The 17,844-nt window shown below is 33.3% G+C and carries 18 protein-coding genes; 9 read left to right on the top strand and 9 right to left on the bottom strand.

Features of this window, described 5'->3' with window-relative positions; all coding sequences use genetic code 11:
* Window positions 1-13: 13 nt before the first annotated feature.
* Window positions 14-1,312, bottom strand: coding sequence for a tyrosine--tRNA ligase (gene tyrS / locus OZP08_RS05465; protein ID WP_268848662.1), 1,299 nt, complete (start codon window positions 1,310-1,312; stop codon window positions 14-16).
* Between the two features lie 178 nt (window positions 1,313-1,490).
* On the opposite strand from tyrS, the gene OZP08_RS05460 reads away from it, so the two are divergent.
* Window positions 1,491-2,729 carry a tRNA modification GTPase gene (locus OZP08_RS05460; RefSeq protein ID WP_281323173.1) on the top strand — a complete coding sequence of 413 codons (1,239 nt, stop codon included), beginning with the start codon at window positions 1,491-1,493 and terminating at the stop codon, window positions 2,727-2,729.
* Window positions 2,730-3,017: 288 nt separating this feature from the next.
* Complete coding sequence (locus tag OZP08_RS05455) at window positions 3,018-4,007, top strand: NAD-dependent epimerase/dehydratase family protein (protein ID WP_281323172.1); 990 nt, start codon at window positions 3,018-3,020, stop codon at window positions 4,005-4,007.
* Between the two features lie 9 nt (window positions 4,008-4,016).
* Here OZP08_RS05455 and OZP08_RS05450 read toward each other — a convergent pair whose 3' ends face one another.
* From OZP08_RS05450 to OZP08_RS05440, 3 genes are read right to left on the bottom strand one after another with little or no spacing between them, the layout of a single operon-like run.
* Complete coding sequence (locus OZP08_RS05450) at window positions 4,017-4,460, bottom strand: DUF4296 domain-containing protein (protein ID WP_281323171.1); 444 nt, start codon at window positions 4,458-4,460, stop codon at window positions 4,017-4,019.
* A gap of 15 nt (window positions 4,461-4,475) precedes the next feature.
* Window positions 4,476-5,816: a dihydroorotase gene (locus OZP08_RS05445; RefSeq protein ID WP_268848659.1), complete on the bottom strand. Its 1,341-nt coding sequence runs from the start codon at window positions 5,814-5,816 to the stop codon at window positions 4,476-4,478.
* Between the two features lie 12 nt (window positions 5,817-5,828).
* Window positions 5,829-6,554, bottom strand: a complete 726-nt coding sequence (locus tag OZP08_RS05440; protein ID WP_281323170.1) for a polyprenol monophosphomannose synthase — start codon at window positions 6,552-6,554, stop codon at window positions 5,829-5,831.
* Window positions 6,555-6,655: 101 nt separating this feature from the next.
* Between OZP08_RS05440 and OZP08_RS05435 the strand changes: the two genes are divergently transcribed.
* From OZP08_RS05435 to OZP08_RS05415, 5 genes are all read left to right on the top strand, one after another.
* Window positions 6,656-7,327, top strand: a complete 672-nt coding sequence (locus OZP08_RS05435) for a DUF4271 domain-containing protein (RefSeq protein WP_281323169.1) — start codon at window positions 6,656-6,658, stop codon at window positions 7,325-7,327.
* Between the two features lie 12 nt (window positions 7,328-7,339).
* Entirely contained in the window at window positions 7,340-8,089 is a 750-nt protein-coding gene (locus OZP08_RS05430; protein ID WP_268848657.1) for a uroporphyrinogen-III synthase, read from the top strand.
* Window positions 8,090-8,266: 177 nt separating this feature from the next.
* On the top strand, window positions 8,267-8,737 hold the full coding sequence (locus tag OZP08_RS05425; protein ID WP_268848656.1) for an Lrp/AsnC family transcriptional regulator: 471 nt from the start codon (window positions 8,267-8,269) through the stop codon (window positions 8,735-8,737).
* A gap of 122 nt (window positions 8,738-8,859) precedes the next feature.
* Complete coding sequence (locus OZP08_RS05420; protein ID WP_281323168.1) at window positions 8,860-9,741, top strand: glycoside hydrolase family 16 protein; 882 nt, start codon at window positions 8,860-8,862, stop codon at window positions 9,739-9,741.
* A 158-nt stretch (window positions 9,742-9,899) separates the two neighbouring features.
* The gene (locus OZP08_RS05415; RefSeq protein WP_268848654.1) at window positions 9,900-10,256 is read left to right on the top strand and encodes a hypothetical protein; all 357 of its coding nucleotides are present in this window, start codon (window positions 9,900-9,902) and stop codon (window positions 10,254-10,256) included.
* A gap of 70 nt (window positions 10,257-10,326) precedes the next feature.
* Here OZP08_RS05415 and OZP08_RS05410 read toward each other — a convergent pair whose 3' ends face one another.
* From OZP08_RS05410 to leuS, 5 genes are all read right to left on the bottom strand, one after another.
* Window positions 10,327-11,007, bottom strand: coding sequence for a zinc metallopeptidase (locus OZP08_RS05410; RefSeq protein WP_268848653.1), 681 nt, complete (start codon window positions 11,005-11,007; stop codon window positions 10,327-10,329).
* A gap of 138 nt (window positions 11,008-11,145) precedes the next feature.
* The gene (locus tag OZP08_RS05405; RefSeq protein WP_268848652.1) at window positions 11,146-11,742 is read right to left on the bottom strand and encodes a hypothetical protein; all 597 of its coding nucleotides are present in this window, start codon (window positions 11,740-11,742) and stop codon (window positions 11,146-11,148) included.
* Entirely contained in the window at window positions 11,729-12,202 is a 474-nt protein-coding gene (locus tag OZP08_RS05400; RefSeq protein ID WP_281323167.1) for an RNA polymerase sigma factor, read from the bottom strand. Before OZP08_RS05400 ends, OZP08_RS05405 begins: the two co-directional genes overlap by 14 nt.
* 1 nt (window position 12,203) lies before the next feature.
* Window positions 12,204-13,052 carry an alpha/beta fold hydrolase gene (locus tag OZP08_RS05395; RefSeq protein ID WP_268848650.1) on the bottom strand — a complete coding sequence of 283 codons (849 nt, stop codon included), beginning with the start codon at window positions 13,050-13,052 and terminating at the stop codon, window positions 12,204-12,206.
* A gap of 205 nt (window positions 13,053-13,257) precedes the next feature.
* Window positions 13,258-16,143, bottom strand: coding sequence for a leucine--tRNA ligase (gene leuS, locus OZP08_RS05390; RefSeq protein ID WP_281323166.1), 2,886 nt, complete (start codon window positions 16,141-16,143; stop codon window positions 13,258-13,260).
* A gap of 444 nt (window positions 16,144-16,587) precedes the next feature.
* Here leuS and OZP08_RS05385 point away from each other — a divergent pair, with 444 nt between their 5' ends.
* Together OZP08_RS05385 and OZP08_RS05380 are read left to right on the top strand one after the other, a co-directional pair.
* Window positions 16,588-17,463 carry a cell division protein FtsX gene (locus OZP08_RS05385; RefSeq protein ID WP_281323165.1) on the top strand — a complete coding sequence of 292 codons (876 nt, stop codon included), beginning with the start codon at window positions 16,588-16,590 and terminating at the stop codon, window positions 17,461-17,463.
* Window positions 17,464-17,553: 90 nt separating this feature from the next.
* Window positions 17,554-17,799, top strand: a complete 246-nt coding sequence (locus OZP08_RS05380) for a DUF3098 domain-containing protein (RefSeq protein ID WP_268848648.1) — start codon at window positions 17,554-17,556, stop codon at window positions 17,797-17,799.
* The last annotated feature ends 45 nt before the right edge of the window (window positions 17,800-17,844 follow it).

Genomic DNA, 17,844 nt, shown 5'->3' with positions numbered 1-17,844 from the left:
ACTTTCATAGTTACTAAATCACTCTAATCACAAAATAATTTTTCTTTCCGCTTTGCAACAAAACAAACTGATCGTTAATCAGATCTTTTGCAGAAAGCACAAATGTTTCGTTTACTTTTTCTTTGTTCACAGAAATTGAATTAGCCGTCAAAGCTCTTCTCGCCTCTCCATTCGACTTAAAGAATCCTGTTTTCTCATTCAGAACATGAATAATATCAATTCCGTTTTCTATATCAGCTTTAGAAATCTCAGCTTGAGGAACTCCATCAAAAACTTCTAGAAAAGTGGTTTCATCCAATTGTTTTAAATCATCGGCAGTAGCATTTCCAAAAAGAATATTAGAAGCTTTAATCGCTTTCTCTAATTCTTCTTTAGAGTGCACAAAAATCGTTAACTCTTCAGCTAATTTTCTCTGTAAAACTCTTAAATGTGGAGCTACTTTATGCTCTTCAATCAAAGCATCTATTGTTTCTTTATCTAAGAAAGTAAAGATTTTAATATACTTCTCAGCATCAATATCAGTAGTATTCAACCAAAACTGGTAAAATTTATATACAGAAGTTTTATCTGCCGTCAACCACACATTTCCACCTTCGGATTTTCCAAATTTAGAACCATCTGCTTTCGTAATCAAAGGACAGGTCATTGCAAAAGCTTTGGCATCCTCACCCACATTCATTCTGCGTACTAATTCGGTTCCAGTAGTGATATTTCCCCATTGATCAGAACCTCCCATTTGCAACAAACAATTGTATTCTTTATGCAAATGATAAAAATCGTAACCTTGAATCAATTGGTAAGTAAACTCAGTAAAAGACATTCCTTCTCCTTCACCAGATAATCTTTTCTTCACAGAGTCTTTGGCCATCATATAATTTACCGTAATACGTTTACCGACATCACGAGCAAAATTAATAAATGACAACCCTTTCATCCAGTCGTAATTATTTACTAAAACCGGAGCATTTGCTGCAGTGCCATTGAAATCTAAAAAACGAGACAAAACCGCTTTTATACCTTCAACATTATAATTTAAAGTAGCTTCATCCAATAAATTTCTCTCATCAGATTTCCCGGAAGGATCCCCAATCATTCCTGTAGCACCACCAACCAAAGCGATTGGTTTATGCCCAAAATTCTTAAGGTGAACTAACAAAATAATTGGCACTAAACTCCCGATATGCAATGAATCTGATGTGGGATCAAATCCTATATAGGTAGTCGTCATTTCTTTTAAAAGTTGCTCTTCAGTTCCTGGCATGATGTCGTGCACTAAGCCACGCCATTGTAATTCGGAAATTATATTTTTCATTTCTTTAAATAATTTGTGCAAATATAATTAATTCCTTTACCAATGATAATACTATAAAGTCTGTAAGTTGAAAGAATTTCAATTTTACAACAAATCTTAAATAATTGATTATTTTCTTGCCATTACACAGTATTTAATAAAATAAATAATACTTTCGCGAAAAATTCACTATTTACATATGAAAAAATCATTACTTATTATTTTATTCTTTTATTATGCTTTCTCCAATGCACAAATATCCTTTGAAAAAGGATATTTTATATCTAACGATGGAACCCGAACAGAGTGTTTTATAAAAAACTTAGATTGGAAAAACACTCCTACAGAGTTTAAATATAAATTACAATTAAATGATTCTGAATCTAAAGTTGAAACCATTTCAGCAGTACAAGAATTCGGAATAGAAAATGAGAGTACTTACAAACGATTTAAAGTACAAATAGATCGTACATCAGATGAAGTTAAAAATTTAACCACTAACGAGAATCCAACTTGGACAGAAGAAACTATTTTCCTAAAAATATTAGTAGAGGGCGATGCTGCTAATCTATATGAATATACTGGTGAAGAAATAAAAAGATTCTTCTATCAAACTCCGAACTCAAAATTAGAGCAACTCATTTACTTAAGATATATTTCTGAGTTACAGAATGAAGGAACTCAAAATATAACTCAAAACAATGCTTATCAAAAACAATTGTTTGACAATGTAAGATGTGGTAATACTACCCCTAATGACATTAGAAAATTAACTTATAAAAGGCCTGAATTAACTAATTACTTTATTGAGTACAACAAGTGCGCCAATCCTTCAGGTTTAAAAACAAAAACAAAAACTACGAAAGGAGAACTTTTTTTAAGAATAACCCCTAGTATAAACTTTGTTTCATTAAACATACCAGATCGCAATGATTATAATTTAAATGTCGATGCAAATAACAAAACTATATTCAAAATAGGTTTTGAAGGAGAATACATACTACCTTATAATAAAAACAAGTGGAGTGTATTTATTGATCCAACTTATCAAAAATATGAGAACGAATCACCTTATTCAGTAAAAAGTTTTTTTCAAAACACAAAAGACGTAATATATCATGCTAAAATAGAGTATTCCTCTGTTGAAATACCAGTCGGAGTAAGACATTATATGTTTTTAAACAAAACATCAAAGCTTTTTATAAATCTCGCATATGTTTTTGATGTAAATGGAAAGGCAACTATAAGCTACGATCAAACCGAATACTATCACAGCAGAACAGGTCCCAACTTTGCATTTGGCTTTGGATACAACTATAAAAACACCGTTAGCCTAGAAATGAGAATGAATACAGCCAAAGATCTGTTGGCAGACTACCCAAATTCCGATGCTAATTATAAATCATTTAGTATTATTTTAGGCTATAAAATTTTGTAACTAACAAACAAGTAGTTATTAAGGATATACACATTATATTAAAATCAAAAAAGCAGGAATATCTCCTGCTTTTTTATTAAATCCTTATATCGAAAACACACCATAAATCTGACTTAAATAACAGAAACCACAAATACAAAAGAACAGCCTCCTTTAAATCCCAACAAATAAACCTAAAAATCAACCATTTAACTCACAACAAAATCAATACTTTTAAGCTATTGCAAAAAAAATTATACAAACACAAAGAAATCTCTTTTTTCAATTATAAATAATACATTTGTAAATATGGTATTAGTCACAGGAGGAACTGGTTTAGTGGGCGCACATCTTTTAATTCACCTAATAGAAAAAGGTGAAAATGTTCGTGCTATCTATAGAAATCAAGACAGCATTCAAAAAACAAAATCTCTTTTTTCATTATACAAGAAAGAAGCTCTCTACGATTCGATTCATTGGCTCCAAGCTGATGTTCTTGACATTCCTTCTCTGGAAAGTGCATTTGTTGGAATCGACCAAGTGTATCACTGTGCTGCCTTAATTTCTTTTGACCCAAAAGATGAAGATCTTGTTCGGAAAACCAATATTGAAGGCACTGCAAACATTGTTAATTTTTGTTTGACCAACGATATCAAAAAACTTTGCCATGTAAGCTCTATAGCTGCTCTTGGCGACTTGGCGGAACACGAATCTATTATCACTGAAGAAACCGAATGGAATCCCGAAAAACCACATAGCGATTATGCAATTTCAAAATATGGTGCCGAAATGGAAGTTTGGCGAGGTTTACAAGAGGGACTTGAAGTTGTCATTATAAATCCCGGAGTAATCATTGGTCCCGGGTTTTGGAACCAAGGAAGTGGTGAGCTTTTTACGAAAGTAAAAAATGGACTGTCTTTTTACACCAAAGGATCTACAGGTTTTATTGCCGTTTCTGACATAGTCAGCACAATGTATCATTTAATGAAAAGCGAAATTCATGGTGAACGATTCACACTTATAAGCCAAAACATTACTTTTCAAAATCTGTTATTCACTATAGCTGATTCCCTAAAAGTCAAAAGACCCAAATACTATGCAACTCCTTTTATAATGAATACATTATATAAACTTGACTGGATAGCATCGAATATTTTTGGCAAGAAGAGACAACTTAGCAGAGCTTCAGCCAGATCTTCTTATTCAAATGATTTATTTTCTAATGAAAAAATAAAAAACGCCTTGAATATAGAATTCATAGACGTTCATGATTATATAAAAAAGATTATAAAATTATAATTATTCCTATTACTTAGCTTTTAATTCTTTCTCTTTTTTTGCTTTCGCTATAGAGTCTTGCGTTTTTTTCGCTTTTGTTTTTCTAAGTGCATCTGCCTTTTTTTGCTCTTTTTTAATCATGGAATCTGCCTTTGCTTTCTCCTTTTTCAATCGGTCGTTTAAAGCATCAAACATCTTTTTGTATTCCCCATAATCAGCTGCATAATAAGCGTTGCTCTTCACAAACTGTAGACTGTCTATTTTATACTTTTTATAAACGTAAGTCTTTGGATTGATATTATTACTGTATAATGTATTAGAATTTTGATACTTCAATGCATTCAAAAGTGACATATCATACATAATATCAATCATTGTTCCTTTATCAATAAGGTTATTCGGCTTTTCAACCAGATCCTTATTACAACTTGAAAAAAGGACAAGCAGCCCAAAAAAGAATATTATTTTCTTCATCTAGTGATTGTTTCGTTATCTATCAAACAACATTCTTTTACCGGCACGAATGTCTTTTACTTTAAAGCCAGAATAAACCAATTGTCCATTTACAAAGGTGTGTGTAATTCTAGATTTAAAAGTATACCCTTCAAAAGGTGACCATCCGCATTTTGATAGTATGTTTTCTTTCTTAACACTCCAAGGCAATCCTGGATTGATAATTACCAAATCCGCATAATATCCTTCTTTAATAAAACCTCTTTTCTCAATTTTGAAGATTTTAGCAGGATTGTGACACATCTTTTCCACAATTTTCTCTACACTTATCTTTCCTTGATGATGTGCTTCAAACATTGCAACAACCGCATGTTGTACTAAAGGTCCTCCAGAAGGCGCTTTAAGATAAGTTTGTTTTTTCTCTTCTAATGTATGCGGTGCGTGATCGGTAGCAACTACATCAATGCGACCGTCATTAAGAGCTTCCCATAAAACTTTTCGGTCATTATCCGTTTTTACTGCTGGGTTCCATTTTATGAAATTCCCTTTGGTTTTATAATCTTCGTTTGTAAACCACAAATGATGCACACAAACTTCGGCAGTAATTTTTTTCTCCTCTAGTGGAATTTTATTGGTAAACAACTCCATCTCTTTTGCCGTTGACAAATGAAAAATATGCAGTCTTGCACCAGTCTTTTTTGCCAAAGCAACTGCCTTAGATGAAGAAATATAACAAGCTTCCTCACTACGGATAAGATGATGAGCCGTTACAGGTATATCCTCTCCGTACTCTTCTTTGTATTCTTCTAAATTATTCTTAATCGTGGTTTCATCTTCGCAATGAACCGCTATAAGCATAGAAGTACATGAAAATATTTTTTCTAAAACTGCCTCATTATCCACCAACATATTACCTGTAGAGGATCCCAAAAATATTTTTATTCCAGCGACATTCTTCGGATTTGTTTTTAACACTTCCTCTAGATTATCATTGGTTGCCCCCATCATAAAAGAATAATTGGCAAAAGACTTTTGAGAAGCAATTTGATATTTTTCTTCTAAGATTTCTTGAGTAACTGCATTAGGAACCGTATTAGGCTGCTCGATATACGAAGTGATCCCTCCTGCAACTGCAGCACGAGATTCTGATTCTATATCTCCCTTATGAGTAAGTCCCGGTTCTCTAAAATGTACTTGATCATCTATTGCTCCAGGCATCAAATAACTGCCTTCGGCATCAATAATCATACAATCTGAAGACTTTGCACTAATACTCTCTGAAATTTCAACTATCAGATCGTTTTCTATAAGTACATCCCCTTCAAAAATAACTCCTTCATTTACTATTTTAGCATTTTTAATTAAATATCTATTCATAGCATTCCTTTTTTACAAACTATTAAATAATTTTTTCAAACGTAAAGATATTACTCCAAACACAGCTTCAATTATTATTGAATTACTCATCTTAGACTGTCCTTTTGTTCTATCTGTAAAAATAATAGGCACTTCAGAAATGGCAAAATTTTTACAATATGTTCTATATTTCATTTCAATCTGAAAAGCATAGCCCACAAATTTAATTTTATCTAAATTAATTTCCTCTAACACCTTCTTTTTATAACAAACAAAACCAGCAGTAGCATCATGTATTTTCATACCGGTTATAAATCGAACGTATACTGATGCAAAATAGGACATCAAAACCCTACTTAAAGGCCAATTGACAACATTAACTCCTGTTACATAACGTGATCCGATAGCCAAATCAGCATCACCAAGATGGCAAGCATCATATAGCTTTCCCAAATCATTTGGATTATGGGAAAAATCGGCATCCATTTCAAAAACAAAATCATAGTTATTTGCCAATGCCCATTTAAAACCATGAACATAAGCCGTTCCAAGTCCTGATTTCTTTTCTCTTTTTTCTAAAAAAAGTCTCCCCTTAAATTCATCCTGAAGCATAACCACTTTGTCTGCGGTATGATCCGGTGAATTATCATCAATGATTAAGACATGAAAAGGTTTGTGCTGCGATAGCACCGCCCTAACAATGCTTTCGATGTTTTCAATTTCGTTATATGTAGGAATTATAACAATACAATTGTTCATGTTTCGAGTAATTTCGGTGCAAAAGTAACCATTTTATGCCATTTGATAATTAAAAAATTATAATAAATAATGTTATAAAAATTAGTAATTTTGTGTCGATTATGACTGAACATATACTTCATCCTAGAATAGTTGAAAATAAAGACTGGGCAACACTAGTCTTTATTATGGCTTTTGGCATTATTGCATTAACTAAATCGGTTTATGAAAATCGCTTTGAAGATTTTTTTAAATTAATTTATTCCAACAAATACATCCGTATATACAGAGACAGCAGCCACCTGATGGACATGTTCTCTATATCCTTGTTTTTTATTCAGATAATCTCGTTTTCTTTTTTCATCCAATTATTACTGAGCTATTTTGGATTTACCTCAAAGACCGACTGGGTTCAATTCATTCAAATATTCACTTTTGTAATCTATTTCATTCTATCTAAATTTTTGATAGAAAAAATTATCGCCACTGCTTTTAACATTGAAGAACTTATCGAGCAGTTTAATTTACAAAAAGTCACCTATCGAACATATATCGGATTACTTCTGCTTCCAGTTGACATTCTTTTATTTTATTATGATTCAATTTTAAAAAATATTCCGCTGCTTGTTTTTTATATAATTCTAGGATTGAATGTGTTACTGTATTTAGTTTCAATAAAAAACTATAGAAATGAAATTTTCGGCAAGTTGTTTTATTTTATTTTATATCTTTGCGCACTTGAAATAGCACCCTATTATTTTATGTATTATTGGTTTACAAAAGGTAGTGTTTAGAAAATATTAAATATGAAAGTGAAAACAATTTTGGTATCACAACCAGAACCTAAAGTGGAAAACTCTCCATACTTTGAGCTTCAACAAAAGCATAAAGTAAAAATTGATTTCAGACCTTTTATTCATGTAGAAGGAGTTAACGCTAAAGAGATTAGACTTCAAAAAATCGATCTTCACAACTACAGTGCAATTATTTTAACAAGCAAAAACGCTGTGGATCATTTTTTTAGAGTAGCTGATGAAATGCGATACAAAGTTCCTGAAGGATTGAAATACTTTTGTCAATCAGAAGCCATTGCGTTTTACCTACAGAAATATGTGGTATACCGAAAACGTAAAATATACGTTGGTCCAAAAGATTTCGCCGATTTATCGCCTTTGATCAAAAAATACAAAGACGAAAAATTCTTGTTACCGGCTTCAGATCAACTTAATGCCGATGTGCCTGTCACTCTAAACGCATTAAAAGTAGATTGGACTCCAGCTACTTTTTACAAAACGGTAATGAGTGATCTTTCAGATTTAGCCGATGTTTATTATGATGTTTTGGCCTTCTTTAGTCCAACCGGAATAAAATCGTTATACAAAAACTTTCCAGATTTCGAGCAAAACAATACGAGAATTGCTGTTTTTGGAAGTACTACTCAAAAAGAGGCTTTGGATCACGGATTAAGAATAGACATTCTTGCTCCAACTCCAGAAACTCCATCTATGACAATGGCATTAGAGAAATACATTACTGAAGCAAATAAAGGGAAATAAAAAATTACTCAAAATATACAGACTAAACCCATTTTAATAGAATGGGTTTTTTTATGCATTAAATTTAACTTACCACAACTTAAAAAGCATTCTTAGCCAATAGTATTTACAATCCATTTTGTATTTTTGATTTCAAATTAAAACTAAAATTAGAAATTTAGTTTAAAATATGTCACCATGAAAATCAATTCCCTTGTTGTAGAAATAGATGGTATCGATAAAGAAATCCTGCGTTACTTGATGGAAGATGCCCGAAAACCCATTCTGCAAATTGCCAATAAAATAGGCATTTCGGGAGCGGCAATTCATCAACGCCTTAGAAAACTGGAACAATCCGGCGTTATTTCGGGTTCAAAATTCACAGTAAGCCACAAAGTTTTAGGATACAATACTATGGCTTTTGTTGGAATCTATCTTGACAAAGCCGCCCGAAATCCCGAAGCTGTAAAAGACCTAAAAAAAATACCTGAAGTTCTGGAATGCCATTACACCACAGGAAATTGGTCTATTTTAATCAAAATTATTTGCCGCGACAACGAGCATTTGATGCAATTGTTGAATTCTAAAATTCAAGCCATCGAAGGGGTTTCCAGAACTGAGACCTTTATTTCGCTAGACCAACAAATTGACAGGCAAATACAGTTATAAAAGCATTTTATATTCATTGCACCACAAAAAAACACATCAATAATTACACTATGTAATAACCATTTGCAGTTATTATACTTAAATTCAATAATCTCCCTAACCTACAATTCCTAAACAGCTGAATGAATTTCATCAAACCAACCCAACTACTAAAAATTGTGGCACTTATTATTTGCTTAACCAGTTGCGATAATAAAAACGATGAGCAACCTGTTTTAACAGAACCAAGCAACAGCATTGATGAATCAGCATTAATTGCTCAAGGTTACACAAAAGTATTTGAAGAGAATTTCACAACTGACTTAAATAAATGGGACATCTGGACTGGAGGCGCCTACAACGATGAATTACAGCATTATCAAGCATCAAACATAGGAATCAATAATGGCATCTTAGAAATCAAGGCTAAAAAAGAGACTGTTACTGGGGCAACTGACCCTGAGAACACTCAACCAAAAAAATTCGAATATACTTCGGGAAGAATCGAATCAAAATTTGAAATTGCTCCAACTACTTCCAAAATGAAAGTACGAATTAGTGCCCGAATAAAACTCCCTGCAGGATATGGCATGTGGCCTGCATTCTGGTCCTATGGCAATCCGTGGCCAACACACGGTGAGATAGACATATTAGAAGCTTTAGGGCAAGATCACCATAACTACATTATAAATTATTATTACGGGACTGAAGAAGGCTATCCAATTACTAACAATGACCTTACTGCTGCAACTATTCCCTCTGAGAAAGACTTAACCGAAGAATATCATGTATATGAAGTTATTTGGGAACAAAACAGTTTGACTTTTTTATTTGATGGAAAAATCATCAACACCAAATTATCAATTCGTCCTGAAAACAAATTCATCCCTGAATTCTTCAATAAACCTCAACATATAGTTCTAAACACTGCAGTTGGTGGAAATATTTTTGACAATTTCAAACCTTCATTGATTCAAACAGGCGTCCTTTATGTAGACTGGGTTAAAGTATTTGTATCAAATTAATCAGCTAAGCTTAAAATAGATACTATCACTGTCTATTTCAGAACAAGACAATTCTAAAATTCAAGCTATTGAAGGTGTTCCCTGAACGGAGACTTTCATATCTTTAGACCAGCAAATTGATAGACAACTTCAACTTCAAATACTAAAATTAACAACCTATGAAAAAACTCAAACTAACCCTTCTAATTCTACCTTTCTCTATTGTTCTAATAAACTGTAACTCCACAAAAAAAGGAGCACAATATACCTCGGTTGAAAAAAATTTAAGCTACAATAAGGACATCAAACCAATTATCGAAAATAGCTGTACACCTTGCCATATACCGCCACAAGGAAAAAAAGAACCTTTAGAAAACTACACACATGTGAAGGAAAATATCGCTTCAATAATTGAACGCGTAAAATTGCCACAAGAGGATCGAAAATTTATGCCTCCTAAAAACAAAAAACCTGCATTAAATGATAGTTTAGTTGCTGTTTTAGTAAAATGGCAACAACAAGACATGCCTGAATAATAGTTTCATAAAAAATCCGTCTCTTCCAATAAAGACGAGACGGATTGTATTTTTGTTTAAATCCTTGGATTTATCTTCTATTATTAAAAATTGAAATATAATACAACAGCGTCGCAATAGACCCTAATGCTGCAACCACATACGTTCTAGCAGCCCATTTCAAAGAATCTCTAGCTCCTGCTTGCTCTTGTTGTGTTAACATATTTTTGTTTTCTAACCAAGCCAAAGCCCTATTACTAGCATCATACTCTACTGGTAAAGTAATGATTGAAAACAAAGTTGTCGCTGCAAATATTACAATCCCCACCAATAGTAATTGCGGAAAAGTACGCAGCATCAAGATTCCAGCAAGCAAAATCCATTGCATATAAGTCGAGGCTACATTTACAATTGGCACCAATTGAGAGCGCATCGTAAGCCATTGATAACCTACAGCATGCTGCACTGCATGCCCACATTCATGCGCCGCAACTGCCGCAGCCGCAGCATTACGCTGATTATAAACTGCTTCACTCAAATTGACTGTTTTATCTGCTGGATTATAATGATCCGTTAACTGACCTGGAGTCGAAATTACACGAACATCTCGAATCCCGTTATCAGCAAGCATTTTCTCAGCGATTTCAGCACCAGACATTCCATTTTGCAAATGTATTTTCGAATAAAATTCAAATTTACTCTTTAGTGTAGAACTCACTAACCAACTTGCCAACATAATACCGCCCGCAAGAATTAAATAACTCATTCCCATATTTTTGTTTTTTAAAATTCTGTTTCTGAATAAACATCAAATTACAAACCAAACTTATCAAAATGCCATCTTGTCATTCCGCTTACACATAAAAAAAGAGGTTTGCACAATCACAAACCTCTTTATCTTATATCTGAATTATTCAATATCCAGTTGTTTATTGACTTCTTCAAATTTTGAAATCAAACTATTTACTTTCTCCATTTGCTTCTTAATTTGTTTTGGACGAAAATAAAACCAATTTAATCCAAACCAAAACAAAGTCAAACCATAAGCAAGAAAACCATAAAAAACTGTCATTCTCTGTACACATTCATACATATACAAACAAATCCCTAACCCAAGCATTATAAAATATAAGCTCAATACTTTAGAATGCATATATTCCTCTTTCTTTTTAATTAAAATCAATTTTTGCAAATAATCCTGATTCGTTTGAGTTTCATCAATTTCTTTATATGTACGCAATAGACGGCTAGAATAGACCACACTCATTACTATTGCCAAAATAACCATAACAATTCCAATCTTAGTTGAAATAAACTCAGGCTGATAATGATACCATATAAAAATAATAAATCCACATGTCGCAACAAGCAAAACATTTATCAAGACTAATTTTCGTAAATTAACTCTCTTGAAATCTTTTAGTTTAGAGAATAAATCATCTATATTGGGCTGGCTTACAGCCTGTCTTTTCCATAAATCTTTAAAGTCAATATTATCGTTGTCCATTTTCTTTAAATTTTTGAGTCAATTTTTCTTTTATTCTGTGAATTTTCACCCTAACATTTGCTTCGGACAGCCCTAGAATCTTGGCAATTTCGGCTTGTTTTACCTCTTCCAATTCCAGCGAAATGATAATACGTTCTGTTTCGGGCAATTCGGCTATACATTTATACAAAAACTGAATTTGGGGTTCTAACGAATGCTGTTTTTCTTCGCTCAGATGAATAGGCAATTCAGATTTTGGGAAACGTTTCTCTTTTTCTATCTGCCTTAAACAATTGTTGGAAGCAATTCTAAATATCCAGGTTCCTATACTGGATTCATTCCTGAAGGTTTCCAACTTTTGCCAAACAATAATAAATGTTTCCTGAGCCAAATCCTTTGCAATGTCATAATCATTGACAAAACCCATGCAAAGCCTAAATATTCTTTCCCAATACGTTTTATAGATCTGTTCAAATTCCATTCTAAGATTTTAAAAAATTATTCAACTGTGCGTCATACCAGTCTTTATCATCATACATAATAAAATGCAATCCTTTACTGGCGTATTGAAAATCAGCCTTTTTTAAATTCACATATTGCTGCTCAATTGACGGTTTTAAATTTATAAAATAAGATTCTAATAAAATTAAGGAAGGACATTTTATAGTAGAAATCCTATTTCTCAAATCGACATTAAAAAAATCACAATACATTTCCCCGAAAGTTTTTCGATCTGATTTAACACTCCAATCAAGCACTAAATCAAGTTTTGATGCGTTTTCAAGTAGTCTTGGCATCATTTTTTTCTGCATATCATAAAACTGCGTTTCTGACAATCCAGTCATCTGACTTACAGCCGGCGAGCAGTCGTTATTTTCTTTAGATTTAAATGCAGGATCCTTAAAAGCTGCCATACACGGAAGCGCATCGACAACAACAATTTTACTTATTAGTTCCGGATAATCCGCAGCAATTGCGAGTGCAAGTCCTCCACCCATACTATGACCTATTAAAATTGGTTTTTGGATTTTATTATCTTTTATATAGTTAGCTATTTCTGTTTTCCAATTTTCGAACGAAGGATTAGGTTGTGGCTTAACACCAGCAAAACCGGCCATTGTAAAAACATAACAAGTAAATTCTTTTTCAAAATTAGATTTTGTTTCATTCCAAACGTCTCCTGAACTAGCAAATCCAGGCAAGAAGATTATAGATTGTTTTCCTTTTCCGGTTTTGGTAATTTCAAAAGGATATGATTTAGTTTGCCCAAAAACATTTAAACATAAGGCTGAAAATAATAGAACGATAAACAAGAAGATGTACTTTTTCATTTTTAATAGTTTTAAGTTAATAATTATTTGGATCCGCCCTTTGGATACGACAACTATTAAAATGTTACAAAAAATTGAAAAATAATTTTAATTCATTGTTTATTAGTAGAGATGCACTGCAGTGCATCTCTACTAATAAACAAAAAAAATCCAAATCCCAATCATAAAATTGGAATTTGGATTTTATACAATGTGCCATTTATTATTACCCCACCAAATTGATAATTTTCCCTGGAACAATAATCACCTTATTTGGCATTTTACCGTCTAATTGTTTGATGGTTCTTTCGTCTTTCATTACGATTTCCTCGATTTGGTCTTTAGTCAAATCCAAAGGCAATTTGATCGTAAAACGCATTTTCCCGTTGAAAGAAACCGGATATTCTTTCTCTGATTCTACCAAATGCTTTTCTTCAAAAACTGGGAAAGCGACAGTCGAAATAGATTCTGTATTTCCTAATAATGACCATAATTCTTCGGCGATGTGAGGCGCATAAGGCGAAACCAAAATTGCAAATGGCTCTAAAATGGCACGTGAATGGCAATTTTGAGAAGACAATTCATTTACACAAATCATAAACTGGGAAACCGAAGTGTTGAAAGAAAAATTCTCGATATCCTCAGCTACTTTTTTAATGGTTTTATGCAACGACTTCAAATTGTCTTTTGTTGGTTCGTCGTTGTTTACGATTGAACCATTATCATCAAAATACAATCTCCATAATTTTTTCAAGAAACCAAAAACTCCAGAAATTCCAGCCGTGTTCCAAGGTTTTGCTTGTTCCAAAGGTCCTAAGAACATTTCGTATAAACGCAAGGTATCAGCTCCATATTCAGCACAAATATCATCCGGAGTTACCACATTGTATTTCGATTTCGACATTTTTTCAACCTCACGACCTACTATGTATTTTCCGTTTTCATCTAAAATAAATTCTGCATCTGCATAATCTTCTCTCCAAGCTTTGAATTTTTCTATATCTAATTCATCAGAAGAATTAACCATTGAAACATCTGCGTGAATTGGCTGTACTTTTTGATCACCTATTTTATTTTTAGAAACAAAACTATTTGTTCCTTCAATTCTATAAACAAACGCACTCGTTCCCAAAATCATTCCCTGATTAATCAGTTTTTTGAATGGTTCTTCGGTTGGAGCAAAACCTTTGTCTTTTAAAAATTTATTCCAAAAACGAGAATACAATAAATGTCCGGTTGCGTGCTCGCTACCGCCAATATATAAATCTACGCTTTCCCAATATTTTAATGCTTCTTCGCTGGCAAATTCGCCTTCATTTTTAGCATCCATATAACGCATCCAGTACCATGAACTTCCTGCCCAACCCGGCATAGTGTTCAATTCAAGAGGAAAAACAGTCACATTATCTATCAACTCACAACCAACAACCGACAACTTCTCACTGTCCCAAGCCCAAACTGCTGCGTTACCTAAAGGTGGTAAACCATCTTCAGTTGGCAAATATTTCTCCACTTCCGGTAATACAATTGGCAAATGTTGCGCATCAATCATTTGCGGTAAACCATTCACATAATATACTGGGAATGGTTCTCCCCAATATCTTTGACGAGAAAAAACCGCATCACGCAAACGGTAATTAGTTCTTCCTTTTCCTTGGCTAATTTTTTCTAATTCTGAGATTATTTTCTTAGTTGCTTCTTTATAATTCAAACCATTCAAGAAATCCGAATTAGCAATCTCTACATTATCTTTCGAACCATAAGCTGCCTCAGAAATATCAACATTCGCAAAAATGTTTTTGATTTCCTGCATTCCGTTTTGACCTTTAAAGAAATTAGCAAAAGCATAATCTCTTTCGTCACCACAAGGAACCGCCATTACAGCACCTGTTCCGTATCCTGCCAAAACATAATCTCCAATCCAAACCGGAATAGGCTCTTTTGTAAAAGGATGCTCGGCATAAGCTCCTGTAAATACACCCGAAATCGTTTTTACATCAGCCATACGTTCTCTTTCAGAACGTTTTGACGTTTTTTCTATATACGCTTCAACTTCTGCTTTTTGTTCAGGAGTTGTAATCTGTGCAACCAATTCATGTTCCGGTGCCAAAGTCATAAACGTAACTCCGAAAATTGTATCGGGTCTTGTAGTAAACACATCAATATATTGTTGCTCACTTTCGACTTTTGACTTTTGACTTTCGACTTTAAAAGAAACCATTGCTCCAACACTTTTACCGATCCAGTTTCTTTGGCTTTCTTTGATACTTTCGCTCCAGTCAATCGTATCCAAACCTTGTAACAAACGCTCTGCATAAGCTGAAATTCGCATGCTCCATTGAGTCATTTTTTTACGAATCACAGGATAACCACCACGTTCAGATACTCCATTTACAATTTCATCATTCGCCAAAACCGTTCCTAATCCCGGACACCAGTTTACTTCGGTTTCTGCTAAATATGTTAATCGGTATTGCAAAAGAATTTTTTGTTGCTCTTCTAATGAAAATGCATTCCATTCGCTTGACGAAAATAAATCAATCGCATCGTCACAAACCGCATTTACATTGGCATTTCCTTCTTTTTCGAACACAGCAACCAAAGTCGAAATATCTTCGGCTTTGTCATTATTTTTATTGTACCAAGAATTGAATAATTGGATAAAAATCCATTGTGTATGCTTGTAATAATCAGGATTAGAAGTACGTACTTCTCGATCCCAATCAAATGAAAATCCTATTTTATCCAACTGCTTTCTGTAACCGGCAATCACTTTTCCCTCTTTATCTACACCACCGTCAATATTTACGCGAGTTGTATCCTCTGGACGTTGTCCCGTTTGAATCGCATATTGCTCCGCTGGCAGACCAAAACTGTCATACCCCATTGGATGTAATACATTAAAACCTTGGTGTCTTTTGAAACGAGAATACACATCAGATGCGATGTACCCTAGCGGATGCCCCACGTGCAATCCCGCCCCTGATGGGTAAGGAAACATATCCAATACATAATGCTTAGGTTTGTCTGAATCATTTTTGGCTGCAAAAGTTTTATGCTCAGCCCAGTATTTTTGCCATTTGGCTTCAATTTCATTCGGATTGTATTTCATTCCCTTTTTCTATTTTTATTTTAATGGAGTTTCCCTTTCGAAACTCTAATCATTTCAATTTTTATTATTTTGTAAAACCTTCAGTAAAAAACTAAAGGAAAATATATTTAATTCTTACTTTTTAACTTAAAAAAAACATTTGGGCGTGCCCCCGTTGAGCAAAGGGGCATACTTATAGCACCGTTTACACACCCCTTTGCTCAACGGGGTCGGGCTATACGCGCTACTTTGGTAGCTAGCTTCTATCCCTCACGCTCTCTCGAAACCAAGGCATTTAGTGTAAATAATTCATAATCACCAAAAAAACAAATCTAAAAAGACGAGCTAAAAAGAATAATGAGTCGGCAAATTTACATTTATTGTACGAAAGTTAAAACTTTGAGTGTTATTAACTTCAAATTAAAGAATATGTTTATTATTTTTACCCCATAATTTAGATATACTATGATTTCATCCTTTGAAAAGTTTCAAAAGCGCAGGTTAATTTCCTCTTATTTTTCAGTAGTACTAAGTGTATTCTTAGTATTGTTTTTACTAGGCATATTAGGATTGTTTATAATCAATTCTAAAAAACTGGCCGATGACTTCAGAGAAAAAATAGCTATGACTGTTTTTTTCAAGAAAGAAGCCAATGACACTATTCTTAAAGCTTTTGGGCAGGAATTAAAAACGACCAAGTTTTCTAAAAATTTCGTTTATGTTTCCAAAGAGCAGGCTGCAAAAGAACACTCTGACATTATAGGCGAAGATTTTGTAACCTTTCTAGGCGAAAACCCGCTACAAAATTCATACGATATACACTTAAAAGCTGATTATGTTGTTAGAGACAGTATCGCAAAAATAGAATCACGATTACGAAAAAACCCAATGGTTTCAGACATTGTTTACGATAAACAATTAGTAAATCTGGTTAATGACAACATCAAGAAAGTAAGTATGTGGATTTTAATCATTAGTGCATTCTTAACAATTATAGCTGTATTATTAATCAATAGCTCACTGAGACTTTCTATACATTCTAATAGATTTATCATCAAAACGATGCAAATGGTAGGAGCTACCAAAGCATTTATAAGAAAACCTTTTGTAATGCGTAGCATAAAACTAGGCATGATTGGAGCAGGTCTTGCTATCCTTGCCTTACTTGGCGTTTTGATTTATTTAGAAAACAGTTTCCCTGAGCTTGGAATCTTAGAAGAGAAATTACTGATAGCATTAGTATTAATTGCTGTTTTTGGACTTGGTGTTCTAATTACTTGGTTAAGCACTTATTTTGCGACACAACGCTTCCTGAATTTAAGAACAGACGACCTTTATTAATTTTAGATTGCAAATTTTAGAATTTAATTTTTTGCCCCGAGCCTAAAAACGAACCGGCAAAGCATTTTAAGATTAAAAAAATAAATAAAAATGAAAAACGAAGAACACAAACAAGATTTTCTTTTCGAAAAAATAAACTATAAAATCTTATTGATTGGGATTGGAGTAATCGCATTAGGATTCATCCTAATGTCTGGTGGAGGAAGTGATGATCCTAATGTATTCAACGAGTCAGTTTTTGATTTCAGAAGAATCCGTTTGGCTCCAACAACTGTTTTAATTGGTTTTGGCATCACCATTTTCGCCATTCTTAAAAATCCTAAAAAAGACCAATAGACGTTTTAGATCACTTAGATTGCTATATCAAAACAACCTAAAATC

Origin of the sequence: Flavobacterium aestivum (genome assembly GCF_026870175.2) — a bacterium.
GTDB classification, from domain to species: Bacteria; Bacteroidota; Bacteroidia; order Flavobacteriales; family Flavobacteriaceae; genus Flavobacterium; species Flavobacterium aestivum.
Note: the sequence above shows the minus strand (reverse complement) of the source record. Positions and strands in the feature narration are given on the sequence as shown.

What these genes read in the sequence shown, in the direction of transcription:
- OZP08_RS05420 (WP_281323168.1), top strand. Translation starts at nt 8,860, where the DNA reads ATGAATTTCATCAAACCAACCCAACTACTAAAAATTGTGGCACTTATT.
- OZP08_RS05385 (WP_281323165.1), top strand. Translation starts at nt 16,588, where the DNA reads ATGATTTCATCCTTTGAAAAGTTTCAAAAGCGCAGGTTAATTTCCTCT.
- OZP08_RS05455 (WP_281323172.1), top strand. Translation starts at nt 3,018, where the DNA reads ATGGTATTAGTCACAGGAGGAACTGGTTTAGTGGGCGCACATCTTTTA.
- OZP08_RS05430 (WP_268848657.1), top strand. Translation starts at nt 7,340, where the DNA reads ATGAAAGTGAAAACAATTTTGGTATCACAACCAGAACCTAAAGTGGAA.
- OZP08_RS05425 (WP_268848656.1), top strand. Translation starts at nt 8,267, where the DNA reads ATGAAAATCAATTCCCTTGTTGTAGAAATAGATGGTATCGATAAAGAA.
- OZP08_RS05380 (WP_268848648.1), top strand. Translation starts at nt 17,554, where the DNA reads ATGAAAAACGAAGAACACAAACAAGATTTTCTTTTCGAAAAAATAAAC.
- OZP08_RS05445 (WP_268848659.1), bottom strand. Translation starts at nt 5,816, where the DNA reads ATGAATAGATATTTAATTAAAAATGCTAAAATAGTAAATGAAGGAGTT.
- OZP08_RS05410 (WP_268848653.1), bottom strand. Translation starts at nt 11,007, where the DNA reads ATGGGAATGAGTTATTTAATTCTTGCGGGCGGTATTATGTTGGCAAGT.
- tyrS (WP_268848662.1), bottom strand. Translation starts at nt 1,312, where the DNA reads ATGAAAAATATAATTTCCGAATTACAATGGCGTGGCTTAGTGCACGAC.
- OZP08_RS05415 (WP_268848654.1), top strand. Translation starts at nt 9,900, where the DNA reads ATGAAAAAACTCAAACTAACCCTTCTAATTCTACCTTTCTCTATTGTT.
- OZP08_RS05435 (WP_281323169.1), top strand. Translation starts at nt 6,656, where the DNA reads ATGACTGAACATATACTTCATCCTAGAATAGTTGAAAATAAAGACTGG.
- OZP08_RS05395 (WP_268848650.1), bottom strand. Translation starts at nt 13,052, where the DNA reads ATGAAAAAGTACATCTTCTTGTTTATCGTTCTATTATTTTCAGCCTTA.
- OZP08_RS05440 (WP_281323170.1), bottom strand. Translation starts at nt 6,554, where the DNA reads ATGAACAATTGTATTGTTATAATTCCTACATATAACGAAATTGAAAAC.
- leuS (WP_281323166.1), bottom strand. Translation starts at nt 16,143, where the DNA reads ATGAAATACAATCCGAATGAAATTGAAGCCAAATGGCAAAAATACTGG.
- OZP08_RS05460 (WP_281323173.1), top strand. Translation starts at nt 1,491, where the DNA reads ATGAAAAAATCATTACTTATTATTTTATTCTTTTATTATGCTTTCTCC.
- OZP08_RS05400 (WP_281323167.1), bottom strand. Translation starts at nt 12,202, where the DNA reads ATGGAATTTGAACAGATCTATAAAACGTATTGGGAAAGAATATTTAGG.
- OZP08_RS05450 (WP_281323171.1), bottom strand. Translation starts at nt 4,460, where the DNA reads ATGAAGAAAATAATATTCTTTTTTGGGCTGCTTGTCCTTTTTTCAAGT.
- OZP08_RS05405 (WP_268848652.1), bottom strand. Translation starts at nt 11,742, where the DNA reads ATGGACAACGATAATATTGACTTTAAAGATTTATGGAAAAGACAGGCT.